25 protein-coding genes are annotated in these 24875 nt (G+C 67.7%); 16 read left to right on the top strand and 9 right to left on the bottom strand.

Translation table 11 applies throughout. From position 1 onward, the window contains the following. The first annotated feature begins 142 nt into the window (after positions 1-142). The 6 genes from AC1RHV_RS15340 (at position 143) to AC1RHV_RS15315 (ending at position 7162) form a co-directional block, all read left to right on the top strand. Positions 143-2188: a TonB-dependent receptor gene (locus AC1RHV_RS15340; protein ID WP_054454975.1), complete on the top strand. Its 2046-nt coding sequence runs from the start codon at positions 143-145 to the stop codon at positions 2186-2188. 53 nt (positions 2189-2241) lie between these two features. Further along, on the top strand, positions 2242-3180 hold the full coding sequence (locus AC1RHV_RS15335; RefSeq protein ID WP_192330445.1) for a cobalamin-binding protein: 939 nt from the start codon (positions 2242-2244) through the stop codon (positions 3178-3180). Positions 3181-3329: 149 nt separating this feature from the next. After that, a complete protein-coding gene (locus AC1RHV_RS15330) occupies positions 3330-4133 on the top strand; it encodes a thiazole synthase (protein ID WP_054454980.1) in 804 nt (267 codons plus the stop codon). Then, a complete protein-coding gene (gene thiD / locus AC1RHV_RS15325; RefSeq protein WP_054454982.1) occupies positions 4130-4972 on the top strand; it encodes a bifunctional hydroxymethylpyrimidine kinase/phosphomethylpyrimidine kinase in 843 nt (280 codons plus the stop codon). Before AC1RHV_RS15330 ends, thiD begins: the two co-directional genes overlap by 4 nt. Before the next feature lie 98 nt (positions 4973-5070). Next, a complete protein-coding gene (locus AC1RHV_RS15320; RefSeq protein ID WP_054454984.1) occupies positions 5071-5751 on the top strand; it encodes a protein-L-isoaspartate O-methyltransferase family protein in 681 nt (226 codons plus the stop codon). Positions 5752-5830: 79 nt separating this feature from the next. Next, complete coding sequence (locus tag AC1RHV_RS15315; RefSeq protein ID WP_175180440.1) at positions 5831-7162, top strand: TolC family outer membrane protein; 1332 nt, start codon at positions 5831-5833, stop codon at positions 7160-7162. Positions 7163-7180: 18 nt separating this feature from the next. Here AC1RHV_RS15315 and rfaE2 read toward each other — a convergent pair whose 3' ends face one another. The 6 genes from rfaE2 to ubiE form a co-directional block, all read right to left on the bottom strand. Then, entirely contained in the window at positions 7181-7669 is a 489-nt protein-coding gene (gene rfaE2 / locus AC1RHV_RS15310; RefSeq protein ID WP_460360606.1) for a D-glycero-beta-D-manno-heptose 1-phosphate adenylyltransferase, read from the bottom strand. A gap of 22 nt (positions 7670-7691) precedes the next feature. Beyond that, positions 7692-8570 carry a ferritin family protein gene (locus AC1RHV_RS15305; RefSeq protein ID WP_492301236.1) on the bottom strand — a complete coding sequence of 293 codons (879 nt, stop codon included), beginning with the start codon at positions 8568-8570 and terminating at the stop codon, positions 7692-7694. 184 nt (positions 8571-8754) lie between these two features. Next, positions 8755-10308, bottom strand: coding sequence for a ubiquinone biosynthesis regulatory protein kinase UbiB (gene ubiB / locus AC1RHV_RS15300; RefSeq protein ID WP_054454990.1), 1554 nt, complete (start codon positions 10306-10308; stop codon positions 8755-8757). Positions 10309-10311: 3 nt separating this feature from the next. Further along, positions 10312-10950 (bottom strand): ubiquinone biosynthesis accessory factor UbiJ, encoded by a 639-nt coding sequence (locus AC1RHV_RS15295; protein WP_054454992.1) that lies wholly within the window; start codon positions 10948-10950, stop codon positions 10312-10314. Between the two features lie 185 nt (positions 10951-11135). Beyond that, positions 11136-12140, bottom strand: a complete 1005-nt coding sequence (locus tag AC1RHV_RS15290; protein ID WP_054454993.1) for a Tim44 domain-containing protein — start codon at positions 12138-12140, stop codon at positions 11136-11138. A gap of 176 nt (positions 12141-12316) precedes the next feature. Then, on the bottom strand, positions 12317-13093 hold the full coding sequence (ubiE, locus tag AC1RHV_RS15285; protein ID WP_054454995.1) for a bifunctional demethylmenaquinone methyltransferase/2-methoxy-6-polyprenyl-1,4-benzoquinol methylase UbiE: 777 nt from the start codon (positions 13091-13093) through the stop codon (positions 12317-12319). A gap of 161 nt (positions 13094-13254) precedes the next feature. On the opposite strand from ubiE, the gene phoB reads away from it, so the two are divergent. The 6 genes from phoB to serA all read left to right on the top strand — a co-directional run bounded on the left by phoB (position 13255) and on the right by serA (position 19308). Further along, a complete protein-coding gene (phoB, locus tag AC1RHV_RS15280) occupies positions 13255-13953 on the top strand; it encodes a phosphate regulon transcriptional regulator PhoB (protein ID WP_006227196.1) in 699 nt (232 codons plus the stop codon). A gap of 13 nt (positions 13954-13966) precedes the next feature. Then, positions 13967-15274 (top strand): phosphate regulon sensor histidine kinase PhoR, encoded by a 1308-nt coding sequence (gene phoR / locus AC1RHV_RS15275; protein WP_054454997.1) that lies wholly within the window; start codon positions 13967-13969, stop codon positions 15272-15274. 45 nt (positions 15275-15319) lie between these two features. Further along, the gene (locus AC1RHV_RS15270) at positions 15320-16009 is read left to right on the top strand and encodes a heavy metal response regulator transcription factor (protein WP_054454998.1); all 690 of its coding nucleotides are present in this window, start codon (positions 15320-15322) and stop codon (positions 16007-16009) included. Next, a complete protein-coding gene (locus AC1RHV_RS15265) occupies positions 16006-17406 on the top strand; it encodes a heavy metal sensor histidine kinase (RefSeq protein WP_492301231.1) in 1401 nt (466 codons plus the stop codon). Before AC1RHV_RS15270 ends, AC1RHV_RS15265 begins: the two co-directional genes overlap by 4 nt. A 75-nt stretch (positions 17407-17481) precedes the next feature. Further along, the gene (locus AC1RHV_RS15260) at positions 17482-17940 is read left to right on the top strand and encodes a DUF411 domain-containing protein (RefSeq protein ID WP_054455004.1); all 459 of its coding nucleotides are present in this window, start codon (positions 17482-17484) and stop codon (positions 17938-17940) included. Positions 17941-18108: 168 nt separating this feature from the next. Beyond that, positions 18109-19308, top strand: a complete 1200-nt coding sequence (gene serA, locus AC1RHV_RS15255; RefSeq protein ID WP_054455006.1) for a phosphoglycerate dehydrogenase — start codon at positions 18109-18111, stop codon at positions 19306-19308. 50 nt (positions 19309-19358) lie between these two features. On the opposite strand, the gene AC1RHV_RS15250 is transcribed toward serA, so the two are convergent. Next, the gene (locus AC1RHV_RS15250) at positions 19359-20225 is read right to left on the bottom strand and encodes a LysR family transcriptional regulator (RefSeq protein ID WP_492301767.1); all 867 of its coding nucleotides are present in this window, start codon (positions 20223-20225) and stop codon (positions 19359-19361) included. Positions 20226-20375: 150 nt separating this feature from the next. Between AC1RHV_RS15250 and AC1RHV_RS15245 the strand changes: the two genes are divergently transcribed. From AC1RHV_RS15245 to AC1RHV_RS15230, 4 genes are read left to right on the top strand one after another with little or no spacing between them, the layout of a single operon-like run. Then, positions 20376-20807 (top strand): VOC family protein, encoded by a 432-nt coding sequence (locus AC1RHV_RS15245; protein ID WP_054455008.1) that lies wholly within the window; start codon positions 20376-20378, stop codon positions 20805-20807. Positions 20808-20831: 24 nt separating this feature from the next. Then, the gene (gene pxpB / locus AC1RHV_RS15240; RefSeq protein ID WP_054455010.1) at positions 20832-21563 is read left to right on the top strand and encodes a 5-oxoprolinase subunit PxpB; all 732 of its coding nucleotides are present in this window, start codon (positions 20832-20834) and stop codon (positions 21561-21563) included. Further along, a complete protein-coding gene (locus AC1RHV_RS15235; RefSeq protein WP_460360604.1) occupies positions 21560-22555 on the top strand; it encodes a 5-oxoprolinase subunit C family protein in 996 nt (331 codons plus the stop codon). The genes pxpB and AC1RHV_RS15235 overlap by 4 nt, the downstream gene beginning before the upstream one ends. A 13-nt stretch (positions 22556-22568) precedes the next feature. Next, positions 22569-23336: a LamB/YcsF family protein gene (locus AC1RHV_RS15230; RefSeq protein ID WP_054455014.1), complete on the top strand. Its 768-nt coding sequence runs from the start codon at positions 22569-22571 to the stop codon at positions 23334-23336. Between the two features lie 81 nt (positions 23337-23417). On the opposite strand, the gene AC1RHV_RS15225 is transcribed toward AC1RHV_RS15230, so the two are convergent. Together AC1RHV_RS15225 and AC1RHV_RS15220 are read right to left on the bottom strand one after the other, a co-directional pair. Then, positions 23418-24119 (bottom strand): GntR family transcriptional regulator, encoded by a 702-nt coding sequence (locus AC1RHV_RS15225; protein ID WP_054455016.1) that lies wholly within the window; start codon positions 24117-24119, stop codon positions 23418-23420. A gap of 109 nt (positions 24120-24228) precedes the next feature. Next, positions 24229-24867 carry a trimeric intracellular cation channel family protein gene (locus AC1RHV_RS15220; RefSeq protein ID WP_054455018.1) on the bottom strand — a complete coding sequence of 213 codons (639 nt, stop codon included), beginning with the start codon at positions 24865-24867 and terminating at the stop codon, positions 24229-24231. Between the last annotated feature and the right edge of the window lie 8 nt (positions 24868-24875).

Raw genomic sequence — 24875 nt, 5'->3', positions numbered from 1 at the left:
CCCATGGCAGCCCGATACCGGCCTGTTCGATCGCCAGGAAGTCCATGCAATGCCGCCAGGCCCTCACCGGCCCGCCGCGGCTTGGGCATCCTCCCCATCGTGAATGGCCTGCGGGGTCGCGGGTCGCATCGAGGTTACGTAGATGAAAACCCGCTCCATCCGGCGCTACGCCGGCGCCCTGCTCTGCTCCGCCCCGGCCGTCGCCGCCGCCCAGCAAGCCGCCCCCGACACTCCCCAGTTCGACGCCATCACGGTCACCGCCCAGCGCGTGCCGACCGACGGCCGCACGCTGCCGGTGTCGATCTCGATCATCACCGCCGAGGACATCGCCGCGTCCAGCGCCCGCACCATGCAGGACGTGCTGTCGACCCAGGCCGGCATCCATCTGATCAACACCAGCAGCTCCAGCGACAACTCCATCGTCGACCTGCGCGGCTTCGGCATCACCGGCGCCAGCAACACGCTGATCCTGATCGACGGCGTGAAGCAGAACACCAACGACCTGTCGGCCCCCAGCCTGGGCGTGGTGCCGCTGGACCAGGTCGAGCGCATTGAAATCGTGCGCGGCAGCGGTTCGGTGCAATATGGCGGCGGCACCACCGGCGGCGTGATCAACATCATCACGCGCCCTGATTTCGCCAAGGAACCGGTAAGCGCCCGCGCCACCGCCACCTTCGGCAGCTACGGCCTGCGCCAGTATGACGCCGCCGTGGCCATGAACAATGAAAAGGTCGGCATCGACGCCTACATGCAGTCGCTGCACAGCGACGGCTACCGCGATCACAGCGGCGAGCGGCGCGAGGGCGGCGGCGGCGGCATCACCTTCCGCCATGACGACGGCTCGATCCGCCTGTACGGCCGCACCACCACCCAGAAGCTGGAACTGCCCGGCCCGCGCACGATCAACCCCAAGACCGGCCTGAACGAATACCAGGACGATCCGCGCGGCTCGAAGAACGACGTCGATTACGTCAAGACCACCACCACCACCTTCGGCCTGCAGCTCGAGCAGGCCATCGGCGCCGGCACCTTGTACGCCGACCTGTCGACCCGCGAAAAGAAGCTCGACGGCCTGACCTACGACGGCTTCGGCGACATCCTGCGCGACCAGAAGCTGGAAGAGAACATCGCCAGCGTGCGCTACCGCCTGCCGATCAACGGCGGCCACAGCATCGTCTTCGGCGCCGACGGCCAGGAAGCCAAGACCACCGCCAACCAGAACGCCTACTACGACTTCCAGCCCTCGAAGTGGCAGTCGCGCCAGCACCAGTACGGCCTGTTCGCCGAAGGCCAGGTACGCGCCACCGATACCACCTACGTGACGGCCGGCGTCCGCCGCCAGTACGCCTCCGACGACCTGGACGTGATTTCCGGCTCGGGCACGGCGTCGGACCGCAGCAACCACCTGACCGCCTGGCAGCTGGGCGTGCGCCAGGACCTGCCCGCCGGCTTCGGCGTGTATGGCAAGGTCGGCCGCAGCTTCCGCCTGCCCAACGCCGATGAACTGCTGTCGGTGCAGACCCCGCTGGCGCCGCAGACCTCCACCGACAAGGAAATCGGCGTGACCTGGCAATCGGCCAGCAGCAGCGCCCGCCTGTCGTACTTCCGCTATGACCTGACCAACGAGATCCAGTACAACCCGCTGGCCGACGGCATCTGGGGCCCGGGCACGGGCGCCAACACCAACCTGGATCCGACCCGCCGCCAAGGCATCGAACTGGAAGGCCACACCGCCATTTCCAGCAGCGTGTCGCTGGACGCCAACCTGACCTGGATGGAAGCGCAATTCCGCTCCGGCACCTACGCCGGCGTGGACCTGGCTGGCAAGACCGTGCCGCTGGCGCCCAAGTGGCTGGCCAACGCCGGCGTGACCTGGCGTCCCACCGATGCGTTCCTGTGGAACGTGACGGCGCAATACGTGGGCAAGTCGCGCATGGACAACGACCAGGCCAACCAGTTCGCCAAGGAACTGGACGCCTACGTACTGTTCAACACCAAGGTGGCGTACAAGTTCACGCGCAACATCGAAGGCGCCATCGGCGTGAACAACATCTTCGACCGCCAGTACGCCACGTACGGCATCCGCGGCGGCAATGCTTCGTTCGAGATGCTGGGCCCGGTCGCCAACTACAGCCTGTACCCCGCGCCTGGCCGCAACTTCTACGCGTCACTCACGCTGCGCTACTGATCGCGGCATTCCGATATAGTCGGCGTTCCCCGCTGGCTATATCGGTCTCCTGCATGACCCGCGCACGCACCCTCCCTCGCATCGCTCCGGGGCTGTTCCTGGCCCTGGGCGCGCTGCTGTCTGCGGGACCCGCCGCGGCAAGTTCCCTGGCAGGTCCGGCAACCCGTGCCGCGGCCGGCGCGGCCATCCAGGTCCGCGACGACCAGGGACGCCAGGTCTCGCTGGCCGCCCCCGCGCAACGCGCCGTCACCCTGGCCCCGCACGCCACCGAACTCGTCTTTGCCGCGGGCGCGGGCGACCGGCTCATCGCCACCATCCGCGGCAGCGACTATCCGCCCGCCGCTCGCCAGCTGCCCGTCATCGGCGACGGCACCCAGCCCGATCCCGAACGCGTGGCGGCCGTGCGCCCGGACCTGCTGATCGCCTGGCAGCCCGCCGCCGCCGCGCCGCTGGCGCGGGTGATGGACAAACTGGGCGTGCCGGTGTTCTACAGCGATCCGCAGACCCTGGCCGCCATCCCCGATGCAGTCGAACGCATGGGTGCCCTGTTCGGCACCGAAGCGCAGGCGCGGCCCGCGGCCCAGGCCCTGCGCGCGCGGCTGGACGCCCTGGCCGCCCGCTATGCCGGCCGCCGCCCCGTGCGCGTCTTCGTGCAGGCGGGGCTGGATCCCATCTACACCCTGAACGACAGCAGCATCGTCAGTGACGCCCTGCGCGTCTGCGGCGGCGTCAATGTCTTCGGCCAGGCCCCCGTGGTGGCGCCCCAGGTCACGCTGGAAAGCGTGCTGGCGGCGCGGCCCGAGGCCGTGCTGGCCGGCACGTCCCGACCCGAGGACGGCGCCCGCAACCTGGCAGCCTGGCAGGCGCTGGGGCTGCCCGCCGCGCGGCTGGGGCGCGTGTACGGCGTGGACGCCGACGCCCTGTACCGCCCGGGTCCGCGCCTGATCGACGCCGCCGAGGCGATCTGCGCCGATCTGGACCGCCTGCGCTGAACCGCGTCCGCGCCGCGATCTGCAAATATTGGAACGCTACATTTCACCGGACGGGTCTGCCGCGCGGCGCCGTGCTTTATCATTCGTCCAACGAATCGCCAGTCCCCGCGGGTCTCGCATCGTGCGCACCCGCCCTTTGAACCTCCGCCATGACCACTCAAGACACCCTCACCATCGCCGGCCGCGCCTACTCGTCGCGCCTGCTCGTCGGCACCGGCAAGTACAAGGACTTCGAACAGACCCGCGCGGCGTTGGACGCCAGCGGCACCGAGATCGTCACCGTCGCCATCCGCCGCACCAATATCGGCCAGAACGCCGGTGAACCGAATCTGCTGGACTACGTCCCGCCGTCCAAATTCACGCTGCTGCCCAACACCGCCGGCTGCTACAGCGCCGACGAGGCCGTGCGCACGCTGCGCCTGGCGCGCGAACTGCTGGACGGCCACGACCTCGTGAAGCTGGAAGTGCTGGGCGACCCGCAGACCCTGTTCCCCAACATGCCGGAGACGCTCAAGGCCACCAAGACCCTGGTGGACGAAGGCTTCAAGGTCATGGTGTATTGCACCGACGATCCCATCCAGTGCCGCATGCTGGAAGACCTGGGCGCGGTCGCCGTGATGCCGCTGGCCTCGCTGATCGGCTCGGGCATGGGTATCCTGAATCCCTGGAACCTGCGCCTGATCATCGAACAGGCCCGCGTGCCCATCGTGGTGGACGCCGGCGTGGGTACCGCGTCGGACGCCGCCATCGCCATGGAACTGGGCTGCGACGCCGTCCTGATGAACACCGCCATCGCCGGCGCGCGCGATCCCATCCTGATGGCCAGCGCCATGAAGAAAGGCGTTGAAGCCGGCCGCGAGGCCTTCCTGGCCGGCCGCATGCCCAAGAAGCTGTACAGCGGCGCTCCCAGCTCGCCCAACGAAGGCCTGATCACGGCAGGCGCCCCCAAATGAACGGTCGCCAGCAGGCCGCCAGCGGCCGCCCCATCCCCAACGCGTTGACCATCGCCGGCGTCGACCCGTCCGGCGGCGCCGGCATCCTGGCCGACGTGAAGGCCATGAGCGCGCTGGGCGCCTACGGCTGCGCGGTGATCGCCGCGCTGACGGCGCAGAACACCCAGGGCGTCACCGGCATCTCTGCGGTGCCGCCCGCTTTCGTTGGCCAGCAGATCGACACGCTGTTCGCGGACGTGCGCATCGACGCGGTCAAGATCGGCATGCTGGGCCAGCAGCCGGTGATCCAGGTGGTGGCCGAGAAGCTCGCCAAGTGGACCCCCGCCCACGTGGTGCTGGACCCGGTCATGGTGGCCAAGAGCGGCGACCTGCTCCTGGAGCGCGACGCCGTGGGCGCCATGCGCGAAGCCCTGCTGCCGCAGTCCACCCTGCTGACGCCCAACCTGCCCGAAGCCGGCGTGCTGCTGGAAGAGCGCCCGGTCGAGACGGTCAAGGAAATGCGGCGCGTGGCCGAACGCCTGCGCAACAAGCTGGCCCATTCGGGCGAGCGCTGGGTGCTGGTCAAGGGCGGCCACCTGCCCGGCAACGAGACCATCGACCTGCTGCACGACGGCGACCGCATGATCGAGCTGCCCGGCCACCGCATCGAAACCGCTAATACCCACGGCACCGGCTGCACGCTGTCGGCGGCGCTGGCCGCCCTGCTGCCGCAAACCGGGGACGTGCCCGAGGCGGCGCGTCGCGCCAAGGCCTACCTCACGGAGGCCATCCGCCACGCCGAGCGCCTGTCGGTGGGGTCGGGCCACGGCCCGGTGCACCACTTCCACGCCTGGTGGTAGATCCGGGCGTCTGAAACATCTGTCGGCGGGGCCGGGCGTCACAGTACGCTACGAATCGGTACAATGGTCTGTTGATTCCTCTGTTTTTTCTGACCGTCATGAACGCTTCGACCCTGCCCGACGTAGAACAAGCCCGCTTCAACATGGTGGAACAGCAGATCCGCCCGTGGGACGTTCTGGACGCCAACGTGCTGCAAGCGCTGTTCGATGTGCGCCGCGAACAATTCGTTCCGCCGGCCCTGCGCGCGCTGGCGTTTTCCGACCTGGAACTGCCGCTTGAGATCAACGCGGTCAACACCCGCCAGAACATGCTGGCGCCCAAGGTGGAAGCCCGCCTGGCGCAAGAGCTGCAGCTGACCAAGTCCGACTGCGTGCTGGAGATCGGCACCGGCTCCGGCTACCAGGCCGCGCTGCTGGGCTACCTGGCGCAGCAGGTCACCTCGGTCGAAATCGATAGCCGCCTGGTGACGTTCGCGCAGCAGAACCTGCAGATGAACAACGTCACCAACGTCAAGGTCGAAACCGGCGACGCCCGCAACGGCTGGGGCTCCACCGAATACGACGCCATCCTCGTCACGGGTTCCGTGCCGACCGTCCCCGACGCGCTGAAGTACCAGCTGCGCGTGGGTGGCCGCCTGGTCGTGATCGTGGGCCAGGCGCCCGTCATGACGGCCTGTCGCATCACCCGCACCACCGCGGCCAGCTTCGAAACGGTGAACCTGTTCGAAACCGTCATCAAGCCGCTGCGCGGCGTCACGGTCTCCCAGTTCAAGTTCTGATCCCCAACCCTGCCGCCCGGCGCCTGCCTCCTTGACGGGGCCGCCGCGCCCCGGGCGGCCCGGCGTATCGTTGACCACCATGCGTTTCCGATTGCTAACGGCTTTACTGGTTTTTACCTGCGCCGCAAGCGTCGGCCCGACGCTTGCCCGCGCGCAGAACCTGATCCAGATCTGGCAATCGGCGCTGGGCAATGACCCGATCTACGCCGCAGCGCGCGCCAACTATCGCGCCGGCCTGGAAAAAGAACCCCAGGCCCGTTCGCTGCTCCTGCCCTTGATTTCCGCCGAAGCCGGCGGCGCCTACCAGGAAACCCGCAGCACTCGCGGCATGGGCATCGCCTATAGCGGCGGCCGCGGCGTCTGGGATTTGTCCCTGACCCAGCCGCTGTTCGACTGGGGCCGCTGGCAGAACTTCGAACAGTCCAAGCTGATCGTCGCCGACGTCGAAGTGCAGCTGCAACAGGCTTACCAGGACTTGCTGCTGCGCGTGGCCGACGCCTATTTCAACGTGCTCTACGCCCAGGACACGCTGACCGCCACCGAGGCCGAGAAGGCCGCCGTGGCCGGGCAGCTGGAATCCGCCAAGCGCAACTTCGAACTCGGCAACGCCACCATCACCGACACCTACGAAGCGCAGGCGCGCTACGACTTGGTGGTGGCGCAGGAACTGCGCCTGCAGAACGACCTGGAAGTCCGCCGCGATGAACTGGCCAAGATCATCGGCACGCCGCCCGGCGCCTTGTCCGAACTGCCCTATGGCGTGCAACTGCCCGCGCCGCAGCCCGCCCGCGTGGCCGACTGGAGCAACCAGGCCGAGTCCTCCAGCCTGGACGTGCTGCGCGCGCAGCTTCTGACGCGCATCGCCGGCCGCGAGATCCAGATCGCCAAAAGCGGCCACTATCCCACCCTGAACCTGCGCGCCAGCAGCGGCAGCGCCAGCGACGCCGTGATGCGCAATGCCGCGCCCGGAAAGCCCATCGACAGCACCATCGGCGTGGTGCTGTCGATCCCGCTGTACTCGGGCGGCGGGGTGTCGTCGCAAGTGACCGAAAAGGTCCAGCTGGAACAGAAGGCGCGCCATGACTATGAGGCAGCGCGCCGCCAGGCCGTGCAGGCCGCGCGCCAGTACTACACCGGCGTCACCAGCGGCCTGGCCCGCATCCAGGCGCTGGAGGCAGGCGAAAAATCCAGCCGCGCCGCGGTCGAGGCCAACCGCACCGGCTACGAGGTCGGCGTGCGCATCAACCTGGACGTGCTCAACGCCCAGCAGCAGCTCTATGCCACCCAGCGCGACCTGGCGCTGGCGCGCTACAGCACGGTGCTCGCCAGCCTGCGCCTGAAGGCCACCAGCGGCATCCTGGCCGAAGCGGACCTGGAAGCAATCAACCGCCTGCTGCGGGAACCGCGCTGAGCCGCTACGGGGCCCGGTTTACTTGTTCTGGATTTTCTTCACGAGCGCCGTGGTCGAGCGCTCGAACTCGAATGGAATCGCCACCGCGCGGCCGCCCCAGCTCTTGACCAGGGCGGTCTCGGGCAGCTTTTCCATGTCGTAGTCGCCGCCCTTGACGATCAGGTCAGGCTTGAGCTGGCCGATCAGGGCTTCGGGCGTGTCTTCATGGAAGGACGTGACCACGGTCACGAAGCCCAGCGCCGCCAGCAAGGCGGCGCGGTCTTCCATGCGATTCAGCGGACGCTCGGCGCCCTTGCCCAGGCGCCGCACCGACTCGTCGGTGTTCACCGCCACCACCAGGGTCGCGCCCAGTTGGGCGGCCTGGTCGAGGTAGGTCGCGTGGCCCCGGTGCAGGATGTCGAAGACGCCGTTGGTGAACACCACCGGCCGCGGATAGCGGCCGTCGGCGACGGCAGCGACGCATTCGTCGCGGGACAGGACCTTGGATTCGAAACGGGCGGCAGGCATGCGGCGATTGTATCGCCCCGGCTCAGGCGCCGCCCAGGATGATCTGCTTTTCCTTGGGCACGATCAGGGCCGTCATTTCCTTGCGGTAGCGGTTCAGGTCCTTCACCGTTTCGAAGCTGCGGTCCATCAGCTTGGACAGGATGTGCAGGATACGGGTGGCGACCTTCTGCTCCCACACGCCGTCAAAGCGGATCTGCGTGTCCAGCCAGTGCTCCAGCCAGCCGGGTTCCGGCAGGCGCGACTGCACCGTGTCGTTGGGGAACAGGTCCTTGTTCACGTGCAGGTTGGTCGGATGCAGGGCCTGCTGCGTGCGGCCGGCCGACGCCATCAGCACGCCGATCTTGGAGAACGCCAGGCGCGCCTGCTCGCTCGTGTCCTGGCCGCGGTCGTGCAGCGCGCGGCGCATGTACTGCAGGTAGGCGCCGGCGTGGCGGGCCTCGTCCTGGGCCACGGTCTTGTAGATGGCCTTGATGACCGGTTCCGTGTGCCATTCGGCGGCGCGGCGGTACCAGTGGTTCAAACGGACTTCGCCGCAGAAATGCAGCATCAGGGTTTCGAGTTCGGGCGCGGCGTCGAACTCGAAGCGCACGTTGTGCAGCTCTTCCTCGGTGGGCATCAGGTCCGGACGGAAGCGGCGCAGGTATTCGATCAGCACCAGCGAATGCTTCTGCTCTTCAAAGAACCACACCGACATGAACGCGCAGAAATCGCTGTCGCCGCGGTTGTCGCGCAGGAACATTTCGGTGGCCGGCAAGGCGGCCCATTCCGTGATGGCGTTCATCTTGATCGTGTGTGCCTGCTCGTCCGAGAGCTTGCTGCGATCGAAGTCGCCCCAGGGAATGTCATGCGCCATGTTCCAGCGCACGGCTTCCATGGTCTTGAAGAGTTCAGGATAAAGCATGGTCTGCCCTTGTATTCGTCCCGCTAGTGGGGCTATAGATATAGAGATTAAGAATGGCGCGCGCGCTGCCGGCGAGGGCGCTGCATTCATCCACCGCAGCGCTATTTTTCGCCGTGTACCGCGAAGCTATGATGACCGTTTCATGAATGAAACATGACAGATACCGTCTAGATCATCGCGCCGCCTATCGGGTCAAGGCCCATATCGCGACCCCGATGGCAACCGCGGCCACCCCAACCAGCGCTGCAACCAGCCGGTTGTTCTGTTCCTGGGCCCGCCGCAACTGGATCATCTCGGCCAGCAAGGCGGGCGAGACGTTGGGACGGCTCAGGTGGTCATGGACCAGCCTGGGCAAAGCAGGCAGCATTTGCGACCACTGCGCGGCTTCTTTTTCCAGGCTCTGCCGCAGCCCCTTGAATCCGACGCGCTGACGCATCCAGCGTTCCAGATAGGGCTTGGCGGTCTTCCAGAGATCCAGGTTGGGATCGAGCTGGCGGCCCAATCCTTCAACGTTCAGCAGGGTCTTCTGCAACAGGACCAGCTGCGGCTGGATCTCCACATTGAACCGGCGCGAGGTCTGGAACAGCCGCAAGAGCACCTGCCCCAGCGAGATCTCCGACAATGGCCGGTCAAAGTACGGTTCGCAGACGGCGCGCACGGCGCCTTCCAGTTCTTCTTCGCGCGTATCGGGCGGCACCCAGCCCGATTCAATGTGCAGTTGCGCCACGCGGCGGTAATCGCGGTGGAAGAAGGCCAGGAAATTCTGCGCCAGGTAATTCTTGTCGAACTCGGACAGCGAGCCCACGATGCCGAAGTCCAGGGCGATGTAGCTGCCCAGCGTTTCCGGACGGTCGGACACGTAGATGTTGCCCGGGTGCATGTCGGCGTGGAAGAAGCCGTCGGTGAAGACCTGGGTGAAGAAGATCTCCACGCCGGTGCGCGCCAGCGTCGGGATGTCGATGCCGGCCTCGCGCATGCGCTCCACCTGGCCCACCGGCATGCCGTACATGCGCTGCATGGTGAAGACCGTGGATGCCGTGTATTCCCAGATCACCTCGGGCACGATCAGCATGTCGCCGCGGCCGGACTCGGGGCCGAAGTTGCGGCGCAACTGGCTGCAATTGGACGCTTCTCGCACCAGGTCCAGCTCGTCGTGCAGGTACTTGTCGAACTCGGCCACCACTTCGCGCGGCTTCAGGCGGCGGCCGTCGGCGCCCAGGCGTTCGATGATGCGCGCCACCACTTTCAGCAGCGACAGGTCTTTCTCGATGATGCTGAGCATGCCCGGGCGCAGCACCTTGACCGCGACCTCGCGGCCGTCGTGCAGCACGGCAAAGTGCACCTGCGCGATCGAGGCCGAGGCCACCGGATCCACTTCGAACTGCGCGAACAGCTTCTCGGGCGGCGCGCCCAGCGCCGCCTCGATGCAGGCCGCGGCCTGCGCCGAGGGGAACGGCGGCACGCGGTCCTGCAAGAGCGCCAGTTCGTCGGCGATATCGGCGGGGATCAGGTCGCGGCGGGTGGACAGCACCTGTCCGAACTTCACGAAGATGGGGCCCAGCGACTCCAGCGCCAGGCGCAGCCTCAAGCCGCGCGGCTTGCGCGGACGCGTGCCCAGGCGGATGACGCGCAGCAGGCAGGTGGCCAGCGGATGGTTCAGGCTGGAGAGCACCAGCTCATCCAGGCCGTAGCGCAGCGAAACCAGAATGATGCGGAAAAGGCGCAGCAGGGGAAACATGTATCAGGCGCCCCGCTTTGCGCTGGCGGATGCCAGGCGGGTTTGCAGCGCGGCGGCCGAGCGGGCCAGCGCCTCGGCGCGGGCGTTCAGCTCGGCCAGGTCCAGCCGCCACTGTTCCAGCGCCGGTCGGCTGGCCAGCATGCCGCTTTCCTCGGACAGGTACTCGGACACGTTCTCGGCCAGTCTCAGGCTGGCCGTGCGCGCGCCGCCGGCGGCCGCGCGCGCCCCACCCACCAGACGCAGCGCGGCGATGTCGCCCACCACCCGGGCCAGCGCGTCCTCCGGATCCCAGCGCAGCTGCTTGGACAGGTCCGACACCACCTGCGCCAGCGCCGCGTCGCCCGAGATATGGGTGGCCTCGGCGAAATCGGGGCGCTCGCGGTCCGCGCCCAGGCGCGGTAGCGGCAGTTTTTCAGGCGCGACCGTCAGGGTCACGTCGGGCACCACGGCCGCATCGGCCTGGGCCGCCAGGCCTTCGCTATCGATGGTGAGGCCCAGGCTGAAGCCGCCCAGCGCGAAACGCACCGTCTTGCCCGCATGCCGGACCAGGCGCGCGCGCGCCCAGTCCTCGCGCCGCAACAGGGCGTTGAGCGCGCTTACAGCCAGTCGCGAGGGGGTGGGCAGGAACGGAAGAGGCAGCATGGCGGTCTGCAACGGCCCCGATTGCGGGGGTTGCGGAAGTTAATGGGTAAATCGGGAGTGTAACGGGTTAGATGGCTGGGTGTTTTGCGCAAGCACATGGAAAAACCGGCCCTGTAAGGGCCGGTTCAAACAGATGCCTTGCGGCATCCGCAACGGAGGTGGGGATCGGCCCCGGCCGGCCAGGCTTAGCTGGCGAGATCCACCGGGATCTGCTGGATGCCTGCCAGCAGCCAGCCGCCATTGGCGGGCTTGAACAGGTTCCAGACTTCCTCGAAGCGGAAGGCCTCGGCGCCCGGCGCTTCGCGCAGCATGCCGGAGAAGCGCACGCTGGCCAGGTGGCCGTCGGACACGGTTTCGATGCCCAGCATTTCAGCGTTCAGCAGGACCACTTCGGTCTTGTTGGGCGCCGCGCCGCGCTCGGCCAGCTGCGGCTTGAGCTCGGTGATCAGGTCGTCGGTCAGGAACTCGCGCAGGCCATCGGTGCTGCCGCTGTCCCAGACGGCCTGGATGCGCACGAACTGCTCCTTGGCCTGCTTCAGGAAGTTGGGCGTATCGAAGTCACCCGGCACGAACCAGTTGTTGTCGTCGCCCATCTTGGGCATCGCGGCCGGCGCCGCGGCGGCGGCAACCGGAGCCGCTGCAGCAGGAGCCGCCGGCTTCAGCGTTTCACGCCACATCGGCTGCTGTTGCTGCTGGCCCGGCGCGTTGTTGGCGCCACCGAACGCGCCCTGCGTGGCAGTGCGCGGACCGGAGCCGCGCAGGCGGCGGATGATGAACATGACGGCGAACACGACCGCGGCGATCAGCAGCGCGGAGCCGAGGAACTCGGCGAAAGCGCCCGACAGGCCCATGCTGGAGAGCAGCGCGGCGATACCCAGGCCAGCGGCGATGCCGGCGATGGGGCCGAGCCAGCGCGAAGCGCCGCTCTTGGCGGCGGCGCCCGCAGTGGCAGCGCCGGCCGTGGCCGCGCCGGCGGCTGCCGGAGCGGCGGTAGCGCCCGCCGTGTTGCTGGCGGCGGTCGGCGGCGTGGTCGCCTGGCGCTGCTGGGTCACGTTGGAGGATTGTCGGCCGACGCTGCTGCCGCCGCCCGCACGGCGGGCTTCGGCGTCAAACGACGCCGTCACCAGTGCCGCGCCGGAAACGGCGATCAGCGCCGCGGCGACAAACCGCGAAAGACAGAATTTGGACATAGGTTTGCTCCCTCGTACTCGCGCTCCTGCCGCCCCGAGCAGCAGGAAGTCCCACGGACCGCGGGACCTTCGTCGCGACTTTTCTTACATTAATCTGAATACCGTAAGAATAACGGACAAGACGCCGCCCCACAAGTTCCCGCAGGGCGGCGAAAAATCCGGATGGCCGGGGCGGATCAGCCCAGCTTCACGCCTTCGTGCAGAGCGGCGATGCCGGCGGTCAGGTTGAAGTACTGCACCCGTTCCAGCCCGGCCGTGCGCAGCATGTCCGCCAGGGTTTCCTGGTCGGGGTGCATGCGGATGGATTCGGCCAGATAGCGGTAGCTGGCTTCGTCCTTGGCGACCTTCTTGCCCAGCCAGGGCAGCACATTGAAGGAATACCAGTCGTAGGCGGGGGCCAGCGGCTTGGCCACGCGCGAAAATTCCAGCACCAGCAGCTTGCCGCCCGGCTTCAGCACCCGGGTCATTTCAGCCAGGGCGCGGTCCTTGTGGGTCATGTTGCGCAGACCGAAAGCCACGCTGACGCGGTCGAAATGGCCGGTGGGGAACGGCAGGCGCTCGGCGTCGCACACGGCGGTGGGGACCAGCAGGCCGGCATCGGTCAGGCGGTCGCGGCCCACGCGCAGCATGGAGTCGTTGATGTCCGTGAGCCAGACCTCGCCCGTGGGGCCGGCGCGCTTGGCGAAGGCCTTTGCCAGATCGCCCGTGCCGCCGGCAATGTCCAGCACCTTCATGCCGGGGCGGATGGCGGCGCGGCCAATGGTGAACGCCTTCCAGACGCGGTGCAGCCCGGCCGACATGAAATCGTTCATGACGTCGTAGCGCTGGGCGACCGAATGGAATACTTCGGCGACTTTGCGGGCCTTTTCGCCTTCCGGCACCGTCTGGAAGCCGAAATGGGTCGATTGCGAGGCGGAATCCGCGGAATGTTGCGATTCGGAGGGGTTTTGCATGGTGAATTCCCGATATATCGTTCAATGGTAGCCTATCGGGCTCCCGCGGGCGGCCGGCGGACGCGGACAATGACGCCCGGCGGTCACATACCTGAAATATTGCGGCCATACTATCGCAATGTTCGCGCCGCGCCGGCGCTCAGAAGTGTGCCCAATCCGCCATGTCCAGCACCATCCTCGTCGTCGAAGACGAACCCGCCATCCAGGAACTGATCGCCGTCAACCTGTCCTTCGCCGGACACAAGGTGCTGCGCGCCTTCGACGCCGACCAGGCCCAGACCCTGATCCGCGCCGAACTTCCCGACCTGATCCTGCTGGACTGGATGCTGCCCGGCACCTCCGGCCTGGCCATGGCGCGCAAACTGCGCAACGACGAGCGCACCCGCGCCGTGCCGGTGATCATGCTGACCGCCAAGGGTTCCGAGCAGGACAAAGTCGACGGCCTGGAAGCCGGCGCCGACGACTACATTACCAAGCCCTTCTCGCCCAAGGAGCTGATGGCACGCATCAAGGCCGTGCTGCGCCGCCGCGCCCCCCAGCTGACCGACGACGTGATCGACGTGGGCGGCCTGAAGCTGGATCCGGTGACGCATCGCCTGTCGGGCAACAGCCAGTCGCTGCAGATCGGCCCCACCGAATTCCGCCTGCTGCACTTTTTCATGACGCACCCCGAACGCGTGTTCTCGCGTTCCCAGCTGCTGGATCAGGTCTGGGGCGACCACGTCTTCGTGGAAGAGCGCACGGTCGACGTACACATCCGCCGCCTGCGCAAGGCGCTGGAACCCAGCGGCCACGACGCGCACGTGGAAACGGTCCGCGGCAGCGGCTACCGGTTTACTGCCCAGCTCCCGACGCGGTAAAAACTCCCGCACGATGATCTGGCTGCGCACTCTTTTCCTGGTCGCCCTGTGGGCGGTTGCCGCATTACTGGCCCAATGGCTCATAGGAGACCCGGCGGGCTGGATACTGTTTTCCTTCGCGCTGGCCGCCATGCTGCTCTGGCGCAGCTGGCGCCTGCACCTGGTGTCCCACTGGGCCAACCACCCCGATACCTCGCCGCCCGCTTCGGTCGGCCCCTGGGACGACATCCTCGCGCCGCTGTACCGCTACACCCGCGCCCGGGCCCGCGAACTGAACGAAACCCAGAACACCATGCAGGGCATGCTGGCCGCGGCGCAAGCGCTGCCGGACGGCGCGGTGACGCTGAACGAGGATTTCCAGATCGACTGGTGCAACCGCATGGCGCGCCAGCACCTGGGCCTGCGCCTGCCGGCCGACCGCGGCCATAACCTGCTGAACCTGCTGCGCGCGCCCGAATTCGTCGAATATGCGCACCGTCCGTCCTGGCCCGAGCCCATACTGGTGCGCCTGGGCCAGCAAGGCCAGGAGCGGCTGATGATGATGCAACTGACGGCCTACGCCAGCAACCAGCGCCTGCTGATCACGCGCGACGTCACCCAGATCGAACGCCTGGAAACCACGCGCCGCGACTTCGTGGCCAATGTCTCGCACGAATTGCGCACGCCTCTGACGGTACTGGCGGGTTTTCTGGAAACCCTGCGCGACATGCCCGCCGACGCCCTGCCCGCCGAACAACGCGAGCAGTACATCGACATGATGCACGAGCAGGCCCAGCGCATGCAGGCCATCGTCGAAGACTTGCTGACCCTGTCCACGCTGGAATCCTCGCCGGGCAGCGACCCGCGCGCGGTCAACATGGGCGCGCTGCTGCAGAAGGCGCGCCAGCAGATCGAGGCCCTGTCGGGCGGCCGCCACGTGCTGGAGTGGCACATCGATGAATCCCTGGACGTGCTGGGCGCCGAAACCGAACTGACCTCGGCCCTGTCCAACCTGCTGACCAACGCGGTGCGCTACACGCCGGACGGCGGCACCATCACCGTACGCTGGGAGCGCGAGGAAGACGGCGGCGCGCGCTACAGCGTGCAGGACACCGGCATCGGCATCCCCGCGCGCCACCTGCCCCGCCTGACCGAGCGTTTCTACCGCGTGGACCGCGGCCGTTCGCGCGCGGTGGGCGGCACCGGCCTGGGGCTGGCGATCACCAAGCACATCGCCATGCGCCACGACGCCGAACTGCTGATCACCAGCGAACCCGGCAAGGGCAGCGTGTTCGCCCTGCGCTTTCCGCCCGACCGCATCGCCATCGACAGCCCGGCCTGAGCCGTCCGCCGGACCTGACGCAGCGCGGATGGTAAATTTCCTGCCATGCGCATCCTGGTCATCGAAGACGAACCCAAACTGGCCGACTACCTCAAGAAGGGCCTGTCGGAGCAAAGCCACGTCGTGGACCTGGCTCGCGACGGCGTGGACGGCCTGCATCTGGCGCTGGAAGGCGTCTACGACCTGATCGTGCTGGACGTGATGCTGCCGGGCGTGGATGGCTTCGGCGTGCTGGCCGCGGTGCGCGAACAGAAGGACACGCCCATCCTGATGCTGACCGCGCGCGACGCCGTCGAGGACCGCGTGCGCGGATTGGAAGGCGGCGCCGACGACTACCTGGTCAAGCCTTTCGCCTTTTCGGAACTGCTCGCGCGGGTGCAGGCGCTGCTACGCCGCGGACGCTCTCAGGAACCCACCCTGCTGCGCCTGGCCGACCTGGAACTGGACCTGGCCCGCCGGCGCGCCCAACGCGGCGGCCGCCGCCTGGACCTGACCGCCAAGGAATTCAATCTGCTGGCCCTGCTGCTGCGCCGCCAGGGCCAGGTGCTGTCGCGCACCACCCTGGCCGAGCAGGTCTGGGACATGAACTTCGACAGCGACACCAACGTCATCGACGTGGCGGTGCGGCGGCTGCGCAGCAAGCTGGACGACCCCTACGACACCAAGTTGCTGCATACAGTGCGCGGCATGGGCTACGTGCTGGAATCGCGCCCCGCGGATAGCCGCCCGGCATGAAGCCGCTGCGCATGCGTTCCATGCAGGCGCGGCTGACGCTGCTGCTGGGCGCCATCGCCCTGCTTGTGTCCAGCCTGGCGGGAGCCACGCTGTTCTGGGCGCTCAAGCGCGAAGTGGAACGGCAGGAAATCACCGAAGTCAGCGGCAAGCTGGAATTGATCGATCACCTGATCGACATGCAGAACAACGCCCGCGGCCTGAAAGACCTGGCCGCCACCTTCGACGAGATGCGCGCGGGCGAAGGCCAGCTGGGCATCTGGATCGTGGATGCGCACGGCCACTCCGTGTACGGCGGCCCCGCTCCCGAAACGCTGGCGACCGGCGACGGCAGGCAGGTCGTGCTGCAGACCGCCGACGGCGGCCGCATGCGCGGCCTGCGGGTCGCCATGAACGACCGCATCCTGCCCGGCGCGCAACTGACCGTGGCGGTCAGCACGCGCACCAGTTCGCAGTTCCTGTATGCCTATGGCACCGCGCTGGTGCTGATCTGCGCGCTGTGGGTCGGCGCGACCGTGGTGTTGGCGGCCTGGGCCGTCAGGCGCAGCATGGCGCCGGCGCGCAGGCTGTCCGAGCAGGCGGCCAGCATCCAGCCCGACAATCTGGCGCGGCGCCTGCCGCTGGAAGACACCGACCGCGAATTGCACGAGCTGGTCCGTTCCTTCAACCGCACGCTGGAACGCCTGCAGGCCGCCTACCAGCAGATGGAAGGCTTCAATGCCGACGTGGCGCACGAGCTGCGCACGCCGCTGGCCACGCTGATCAACGGCACGCAGGTCATGCTGTCGTCGCCGCGCGACGCGGCAGAACTGCGCGATGCGCTGGAATCCAACCTTGAAGAGCTGGAAGACCTGAAGACCCTGGTCAACGACATGCTGTTCCTGGCGCGCGCCGACCGCGGCGAACGGGCCGCGGACCTGGCGCAGGTATCGCTGGCCGCCGAAGCGCGACGCGTGGCCGAATACTACGAAGCCACGCTGGAAGAAAGCGGCGTGCATCTGCGCTGCGCAGGCGACGCCACCGTGGCCGCCAACGCCGGGTTGGTGCGGCGCGCGCTGGCGAACCTGATTTCCAACGCCATCAAGGCCACGCCCCGGGGCGGCGAAATCGTGCTGACCTGCTCGGCTTCGCCCGCGGGCGCGCGGGTGGAAGTGCGCAACCCAGGCCCGCCCATCCCGCCGACGGACCTGCCCCGCATCTTCGACCGCTTCTTCCGCTCCAGCCCGGCGCGCGCGCCGCGCAGCGAAGGCCACGGCCTGGGCCTGGCCATCGTGCGCGCCATCGCGCGCATGCATGGCGGCGAGGTCGACGCGGCCTCGGGCGCGCATGGCACCGTGGTCGGCATCACGCTGCGCGCGCCGGAGGGCCATGCCACCGCGGACAACATTACAAAATCGTAATGTGCGGGACAGAATGGGGTCACCCCCGTTCCTCTACAGTACGCTTGCAATCACATCGTCCCGCAACGGAGCATCATGAACCTTTCCCGTCTTACGCGCCGCCTGGCCCTTGCCGCGGCCCTGTGCGCGCCCGTTTTCGCCACCGCCCAGACGCCCGTCAAGGTCGAGGTCTGGAAGACCCCGACCTGCGGCTGCTGTGAAGACTGGGTCAAGCACATGCGCGACAACGGCTTCGCCGTCACCACCCACGACGTCCAGGACACTGGCCCCATCCGCCGCAACGCCGGCATGGCCAACTACGGTTCGTGCCACACCGCGGCCGTCGAAGGCTACGCGATCGAAGGCCACGTCCCGGCCAGCGACGTGCGCCGCCTGCTGCTCGAAAAGCCCGACGCAGCCGGCCTGGCCGCGCCAGGCATGCCGCTGGGCTCCCCCGGCATGGACGGCCCCGAATACGGCGGCCGCAAGACGCCGCATGACGTGGTCCTGGTGGACAAGCAGGGCGGCGCCAAGGTGTTCCAGGCCTACCGTTAACGCGCGAACCTTCAGGTTCTGTCCGGGCATCGCTCTTTGTGGCGATGCCCGTATCGTTTGTGCGCCTGAAACAATTCATCCATGCCGCCCCAATGGCTACTCCTTGCACTGCAGCAAAAATGGGCCACAATCAATAAAACGGATTCCTCACCCACCCCTCAGGCTGTCATGGCACAAATCGTCCTGTTCGAGAACATCCACCCGAGCGCCCGCGCTGTTTTTGAAGCCGCCGGCTACTCCGACATCGTCACGCATGCGGCCGCCTTGCCGGCGTCGCAATTGAGCGACGCCCTGCGCGGCGCTCAGGTGGCGGGGATCCGTTCTCGCACGCACCTGGATGCCGCCCTGCTGTCCGGCAACCCCGACCTGCGCGTCGTGGGCTGCTTCTGCATCGGCACCAACCAGGTCGACCTGGACGCGGCCATGCAGCGCGGCATCCCGGTGTTCAACGCACCGTTCTCGAACACCCGCTCGGTGGCCGAACTGGTGCTGGGCGAAGCCATCCTGCTGCTGCGCCGCATTCCCGAAAAGAACGCCCGCGTGCACCTGGGCCACTGGGACAAGAGCGCCGCGGGCGCATTCGAGACCCGCGGCAAGACGCTGGGCATCGTGGGCTACGGCAACATCGGCTCGCAGATCAGCACGCTGGCCGAAGGCCTGGGCATGCGCGTCGTCTATCACGACGTCGAAGCCAAGCTGCCGCTGGGCAATGCCCGGCCCGCCGCCACGCTCAACGAGCTGCTGGAGCAGGCCGACGTGGTGACCCTGCACGTGCCGGGCGGCAAGACCACCGAAAAGATCATGAACGCGGAAACCATCGGCCGCATGCGCCGTGGCGCCATCCTGATCAACGCCTCGCGCGGCACGGTGGTGGATATCGACGCGCTGCATGCGGCGCTGAAATCCGGCCATCTGGCCGGCGCCGCGCTGGACGTGTTCCCGACCGAGCCCAAGGGCGCGGACGAGCCGCTGGCCAGCCCGCTGATCGGCCTGCCCAACGTGATCCTGACCCCGCACATCGGCGGCAGCACGCAGGAATCGCAAGAGAACATCGGCCGGGAAGTGGCCGAGAAGCTGGTGCGCTTCCTGCAGGCCGGCACCACCAAGGGCGCGGTCAACTTCCCCGAGCTGCCGTATCTGGAGCCCGCCGGCGGCACGCGCATCCTGCACGTGCACCGCAACGCCCCGGGCGCGCTGGGCACGCTGGACAACCTGATGGCGCAGCACGGCCTGAACATCGTCAGCCAGACCCTGCAGACCCGCGGCCAGATCGGCTATGTGATCACCGACGTGGAAGGCGAAGTCAACGACGTCGTGATGTCCACGCTGCGCAGCCACCCCATCACGGTCCGCTGCGACCGGCTGTAAGCCACCGCCGCCGTGGCGGGCAGCGCGTCATGCGCCGCCCGCCAAACGGCTCAAGACTCTGCCGCGGCGGCCGCCAGGCATTCCGCCATCTTCTCCTGCACGCTGCCGGCATCGAACGGCAGCCGGCCTATCAGGCCGATCTCGCGGTAGAACGCCGCCTCCCCCAGCGGCAACAGCCGCAAGCCGGTCATGTCCAGCCGCCGCAGCTGCGGCAACAGCGCCACGCCCAGCCCCAACCGCACCATGTTGGCGATGGCGTCGATCTCGTCCAGCTCCACAGCCTCGCGCACCGGGATGCGCTGCTTCTTCAGGAACAGGTCCACCACGCGCCCGCCGAATGACGCGCGGTCGTAGCGGATGAAGGGCTGGCTTGCCAGCAGTTCGCGCCAGGGCGCGATGGGCATGGAAGCGGGCATGGCCAACATCACCGGTTCACGCAGCAGGGGCTGCCAGCCGAGTTCGGGCGGCAGAGCGAAGGGCGGCTTGATCAGCATGGCCATGTCCACCTCGCCCGCATCCACCTGCCCCAGGAGCGACAGCGACACACCTGGCACGATGCGCACCCGCACATCCGGATAGACCGCGCGAAATCCGCCCAGCGCGCGCGCCAGCAGGTCCTGCTGCACCGACGCGATGGCGCCGATGCGCAGCAAGCCGCTGACATGGCCCGCCCCGCCAGCTGTAATCATCCGCTCGGCCATGGCGACCAGTTCTTCCGCCTGCGGCAGCACTTCGCGGCCGTGCGCATTCAGCACCGCGGCGCGCGCGCTACGGTCGAACAGCGGCCCGCCCAGGTAATCCTCCAGGCGCTTGATCTGGGCGCTGACGGCAGACTGGGTCAGGCCCAGCCGGGCGCCGGCGCCGGTAAAGGTGCCGTCCCGCGCCACGGCGATGAAGGTCTTGAACTCTTTGATCACGATCAATTATTTCGATGCTAAGTAGCAAAAAATATCGTTTTTCAATCAAAAAAACAATACCTAAACTACCCATCGATGCTAGGCCGTCCAAGCTTGCGATGGCTCGCAATCCGACTGATCATTTTTTCTTTGCCTGACCCGGAGCCTTCCATGACCGCTCAAACCAACCTGCCGCCGTTCCACCTCGCCTTCCCGGTCCGCGACCTGGCCGAAGCCCGCGCCTTCTATGGCGAAAAACTGGGCTGTCCGGAGGGCCGCAGCTCGCCCGAATGGATCGACTTCAACTTCTACGGCCACCAGATCGTCGCCCACCTGGCTCCCGGCGAATGCGGCCACAAGGCCACCAGCGCCGTGGACTCGCACAATGTGCCGGTGCGCCATTTCGGCGCGGTGCTTTCCATGGAACAATGGGAAGCGATGGCGAAGCGTCTGACCGACGCCGGCACCGAATTCGTCATCGAGCCCTACATCCGCTTCAAGGGTGAAGTGGGCGAACAAGCCACCATGTTCTTCCTGGATCCGTCGGGCAACGCGCTGGAATTCAAGGCGTTCAAGAACCTGGATTCCCTGTTCGCCAAGTAATCCGTCTCTACAGGTTTCGTGTCGTTGAACGCAAATTCAGAACCTCCTTCTCCGGCCGAAACCTCCTGGCGCATCCTGCCCCAGGGTGACCGCTGCCTGATCGTTTCCTTTGGCGACCAGATCGACGCCGATGTCGGCAGGACCTGTCTGGCCGCGGCCGGCAAGCTGCGCGACGCGCGGCTTGCCGGCGTGACCGATGTGGTGCCTTCCTTCGTCGCGGTGGCGGTGCATTACCGCCCCGGCGCCAGCGGCGGCCCCACCTACCCGCAACTGGCCGAGCGCATCGGACAACTATTGTCCGAAGGCATCGCCGCGGACGCCCTGGGCGGACGCGAGATCGACATCCCGGTCTGCTACGGCGGCGAACATGGCCCCGACCTCGCCGAAGTGGCCGACGCCGCCGGCCTCACTCCCGAAGGCGTCATCCAGCTGCACAGCCAGCCGCGCAGCATGGTCTTCATGCTGGGCTTCGCGCCCGGCCACGCCTATCTGGGCGTGCACGACGAAAAACTGAATATCCCGCGCCGCGCCTCGCCGCGCACCGCGGTGCCGCCCGGCGCCGTGGCGGTCGCCAACCGGCAGACCGTGATCTACCCGAACCGCCTGCCCGGCGGCTGGAACATCATCGGCGCCACGCCGCTCACCATGTTCGACCCGGCCCGCGAACCCGCCGCCCTGCTGCAACCCGGCGACTCGGTCCGCTTCGTGCCCATCAGCCCCGAGGAATTCAACCGCATCCGGGGAGCCCGGCCATGAGCGTGACCGTGATCAAGCCCGGCATGCTGTCCAGCTTCCAGGACCGCGGCCGCGAGGGCTACCAGCATCAGGGCATCCCCGCCGCGGGCGCCATGGACGAGCGCGCGCACCGGCTGGCCAACGCGCTGGCCGGCAATCAAGACGAACACGCCACGCTGGAAATGACCCTGACGGGTCCTACCCTGCGCTTTGACGCCGCGGCCTGCTTCGCGCTGGCTGGCGCCGACCTTGGCGCCACGCTCAACGGCCAGGACATTCCCGTCCACCGCCCGCTGGTGGCGCGGACGGGCGACACCTTGGCCTTCGGCGCCAGGCCGGCCGTGGGCGTGCGCGGCTATCTCGCGGTGCACGGCGGCTTTGCGCTGCCGCGCGTCATGGGCAGCGAAAGCACCTACCTGCGCAGCGGCTTCGGCGGCTTCCAGGGACGCGCGCTGGCCAAGGGCGACCAGGTGCCGCTGCATGCGCCGCTGGCCGCTGGCCGCGACCTCGACGCCTTGCAGGAAGCGCTGTGGAACCAGCGCGTCTACCTGCCGGCGGCGCTGGGCGCCAAGCGCCGCGAGTTCATCCGTTTCCTGCCCGGCATGCACTGGGAGGAATTCTCCGAGGCCACCCGCCAGGCCTTTGGCGGCGGCGCGGAGTTCCGCATCAGCCCGCAGTCCGACCGCATGGGCTACCGCCTGCTGGGCCCCGCGCTGGCCATGAGCCAGCCGCGTCAGATGCTGTCGGAAGCCGCGTGTTTCGGCACCGTGCAGGTGCCTTCGGGCGGCGAGGCCATCATCCTCATGGCCGACCGGCAGACCACCGGCGGCTACCCCAAGATCGCGCAGATCGCCACGGTGGACCTGCCCGTCCTGGCGCAGTGCGCACCGGGCCAGACGCTGCGCTTCCAGCTGATCGAACTGGAAGAAGCGCAGCGCCTGGACGGCGAACGCGAGCGCGCCTTCACGCAATTGCAGGACGCGCTGGCGCCGTTGCGCGCGCTCCTCGCCTAGAAAGGAATTTGCCATGACCACCCGCATCGACATGAACTGCGACATGGGCGAAAGCTATGGCGCCTGGACCATGGGCAACGACGCCGCGGTGCTGCAGTTCGTCAGCTCCGCCAATATCGCCTGTGGCTTCCATGGCGGCGACCCGGCCACCATGCGCAAGACCGTGGCGGCCGCGCTGGCGCGCGGCGTGGCGCTGGGCGCGCACCCCAGCCTGCAGGATCTGGCCGGATTCGGACGCCGCGTCATCCAGATCAGCCCCGACGAAGCCTACGACATCGTGGTCTACCAGATCGGCGCCTTGGCCGGCGTGGCCGCCTCGCAAGGCGCGCGGCTGCACCATGTGAAAGCGCACGGCGCGCTTTACAACATGGCCGCCAAGGACGAAGGGCTGGCGCGCGCGATCTGCCAGGCCGTCAAGGACGTGGACGCCTCGCTGATCCTGTACGGACTGGCCGGCAGCAAACTGATCGACGCGGCCCGTTCCATCGGCCTGGCCGCCGCCAACGAGGTCTTCGCCGACCGCTCCTACCAGGACGACGGCTCGCTCACGCCGCGCAGCCGCGCCGGCGCGATGATCGAAGACCTGGATCAGGCGGTGGCGCAGGTGGTGCGCATGGTGCGCGAAGGCAAGGTGCGTTCGGTGGACGGCAAGGACGTGGCGGTGCAGGCCGACACGCTGTGCATCCATGGCGACCAGCCGAACGCGCTGATCTTCGCCGACGGCATCCGCAAGGCGCTGGAACAGGCCGGCATAGAAGTCCGCACCCCACCGAGGGAATAGGCGCGGCCGGCTAGGCGCGGCTGGCGAGGCGCGGCTGGCTAGGCGCGGCTGGCTAGGCGCGGCCGGCGAGGCGCGGCCGGCTCAGGCGCGTGCGTAGCGCGGCTGCGGTTCTTCCGCGTCCTGCAGCGCGGCCTGGCGATACGCCTGCGCCACGCTGGGCAGCACGTCCGCCAGATAGCTGCGCGTCAGATTGGCAGCACGCTCGACGTCGCGGCCGGCCAATGCTTCGATGACGCCGCTGGTGCAGGCCTGGATGCCGGTGAACGGCAGCGCCTGCCTGGCCAACAGGTAGCGCAACGGTTCGATCTGCTCGTAAAGCTTGCTGAGCATGCCCGCAAGCGGGGTATTGCCCGTGCTGCGGGCCGCAGCCAGATAGAACGCGCAGGCCGAGGCAATGGCGGCGCGCCCATCGCCCGACGCCAATGCCGCCCCGATGGCGGCGTCATGAAGGCGCAGCTCAGCCAGCAGCGGCGCCTGGTCGGCCGCTTCCGCCGCCTGGCGGATGCAATAGGCCTCGAGTTCGGCGCGCAGTTGGTACAGATGACGGATCTGCGCCTCGGTGTACAGGGTGACCCTGAAACCCTTGCGCTGGATATGGGTGACCAGGCCGCTCAGCTCCAGCAGGCGCAGCGCTTCGCGGATCGGGCTGCGGCTGGTGCCGAAACGCTGCTCCAGCTCCTGTTCGCGCAGCGGCTGGCCGGGACGGATGGTGCCGTCCACGATCAATTCACGAATCTGTTCCTGCAGGAAATACGGAATCGTGGCGGGCGCTTTGACGTCCAATCGGCTCCCCTTGTACTGCGCAATGCATGGTATGAGACTTCGTGAAGATACTAGAAATCTCTTGAAACATAAATAAGAAAATTGTTGCAGAGCGCCCTGCCGCCCTGCTTCAGTCCCAGTCGTCCCGATACACGAACTTCGGCATCTGCCAATTGAAGCGCAGGGCCAGCAGGCGCACCGCCAGGCCCGCGGCCAGCGCGATCGGCACCGCGGCGTTGGCGGACAGGCCCAAGGCCTGCGAGCCCAGGTACAGCCCGCCGGTCACGAAGGACACGCTGGCATAGAGCTCCTTGCGGAACAGCAGCGGCACCTCGTTGCACAGCACATCGCGCAGCACCCCGCCGGCGCAGCCGGTGATCATGCCGCTGATCAGCACCACCGTGATCGGCAGCTGCATCAGCTGCGCCACCTGGCAGCCGATGACCGTGAACGCCACCAGGCCCAGCGCATCGGCCAGCAGGAACAGGCTGCGCAGGCGCCGCATGACGGGCGCGATCAGGGCCGTAAAGATCGCCGCGCCCGCCGTCATCCACAGGTATTCGGGATGGACCACCCAGGTCAGCGGGTAATGACCCAGCAGCACGTCGCGCAGGGAACCGCCGCCCAGGGCCGTCACGCAGGCAATGATGCAGACGCCCATCCAGTCCATGTCGCGCCTGCCGGCCGAAAGCGCCGCGGTCATCGCTTCCGCCACGATGGCGACAAGATACAGCGTGTGCAGCAAGGCGGGAGACAGATCCGGAAACATGGGCAGGC

The organism is Achromobacter sp. GW823-FHT04E03 (assembly GCF_058796095.1).
This window is presented reverse-complemented; position numbering and strand designations above follow the sequence as displayed.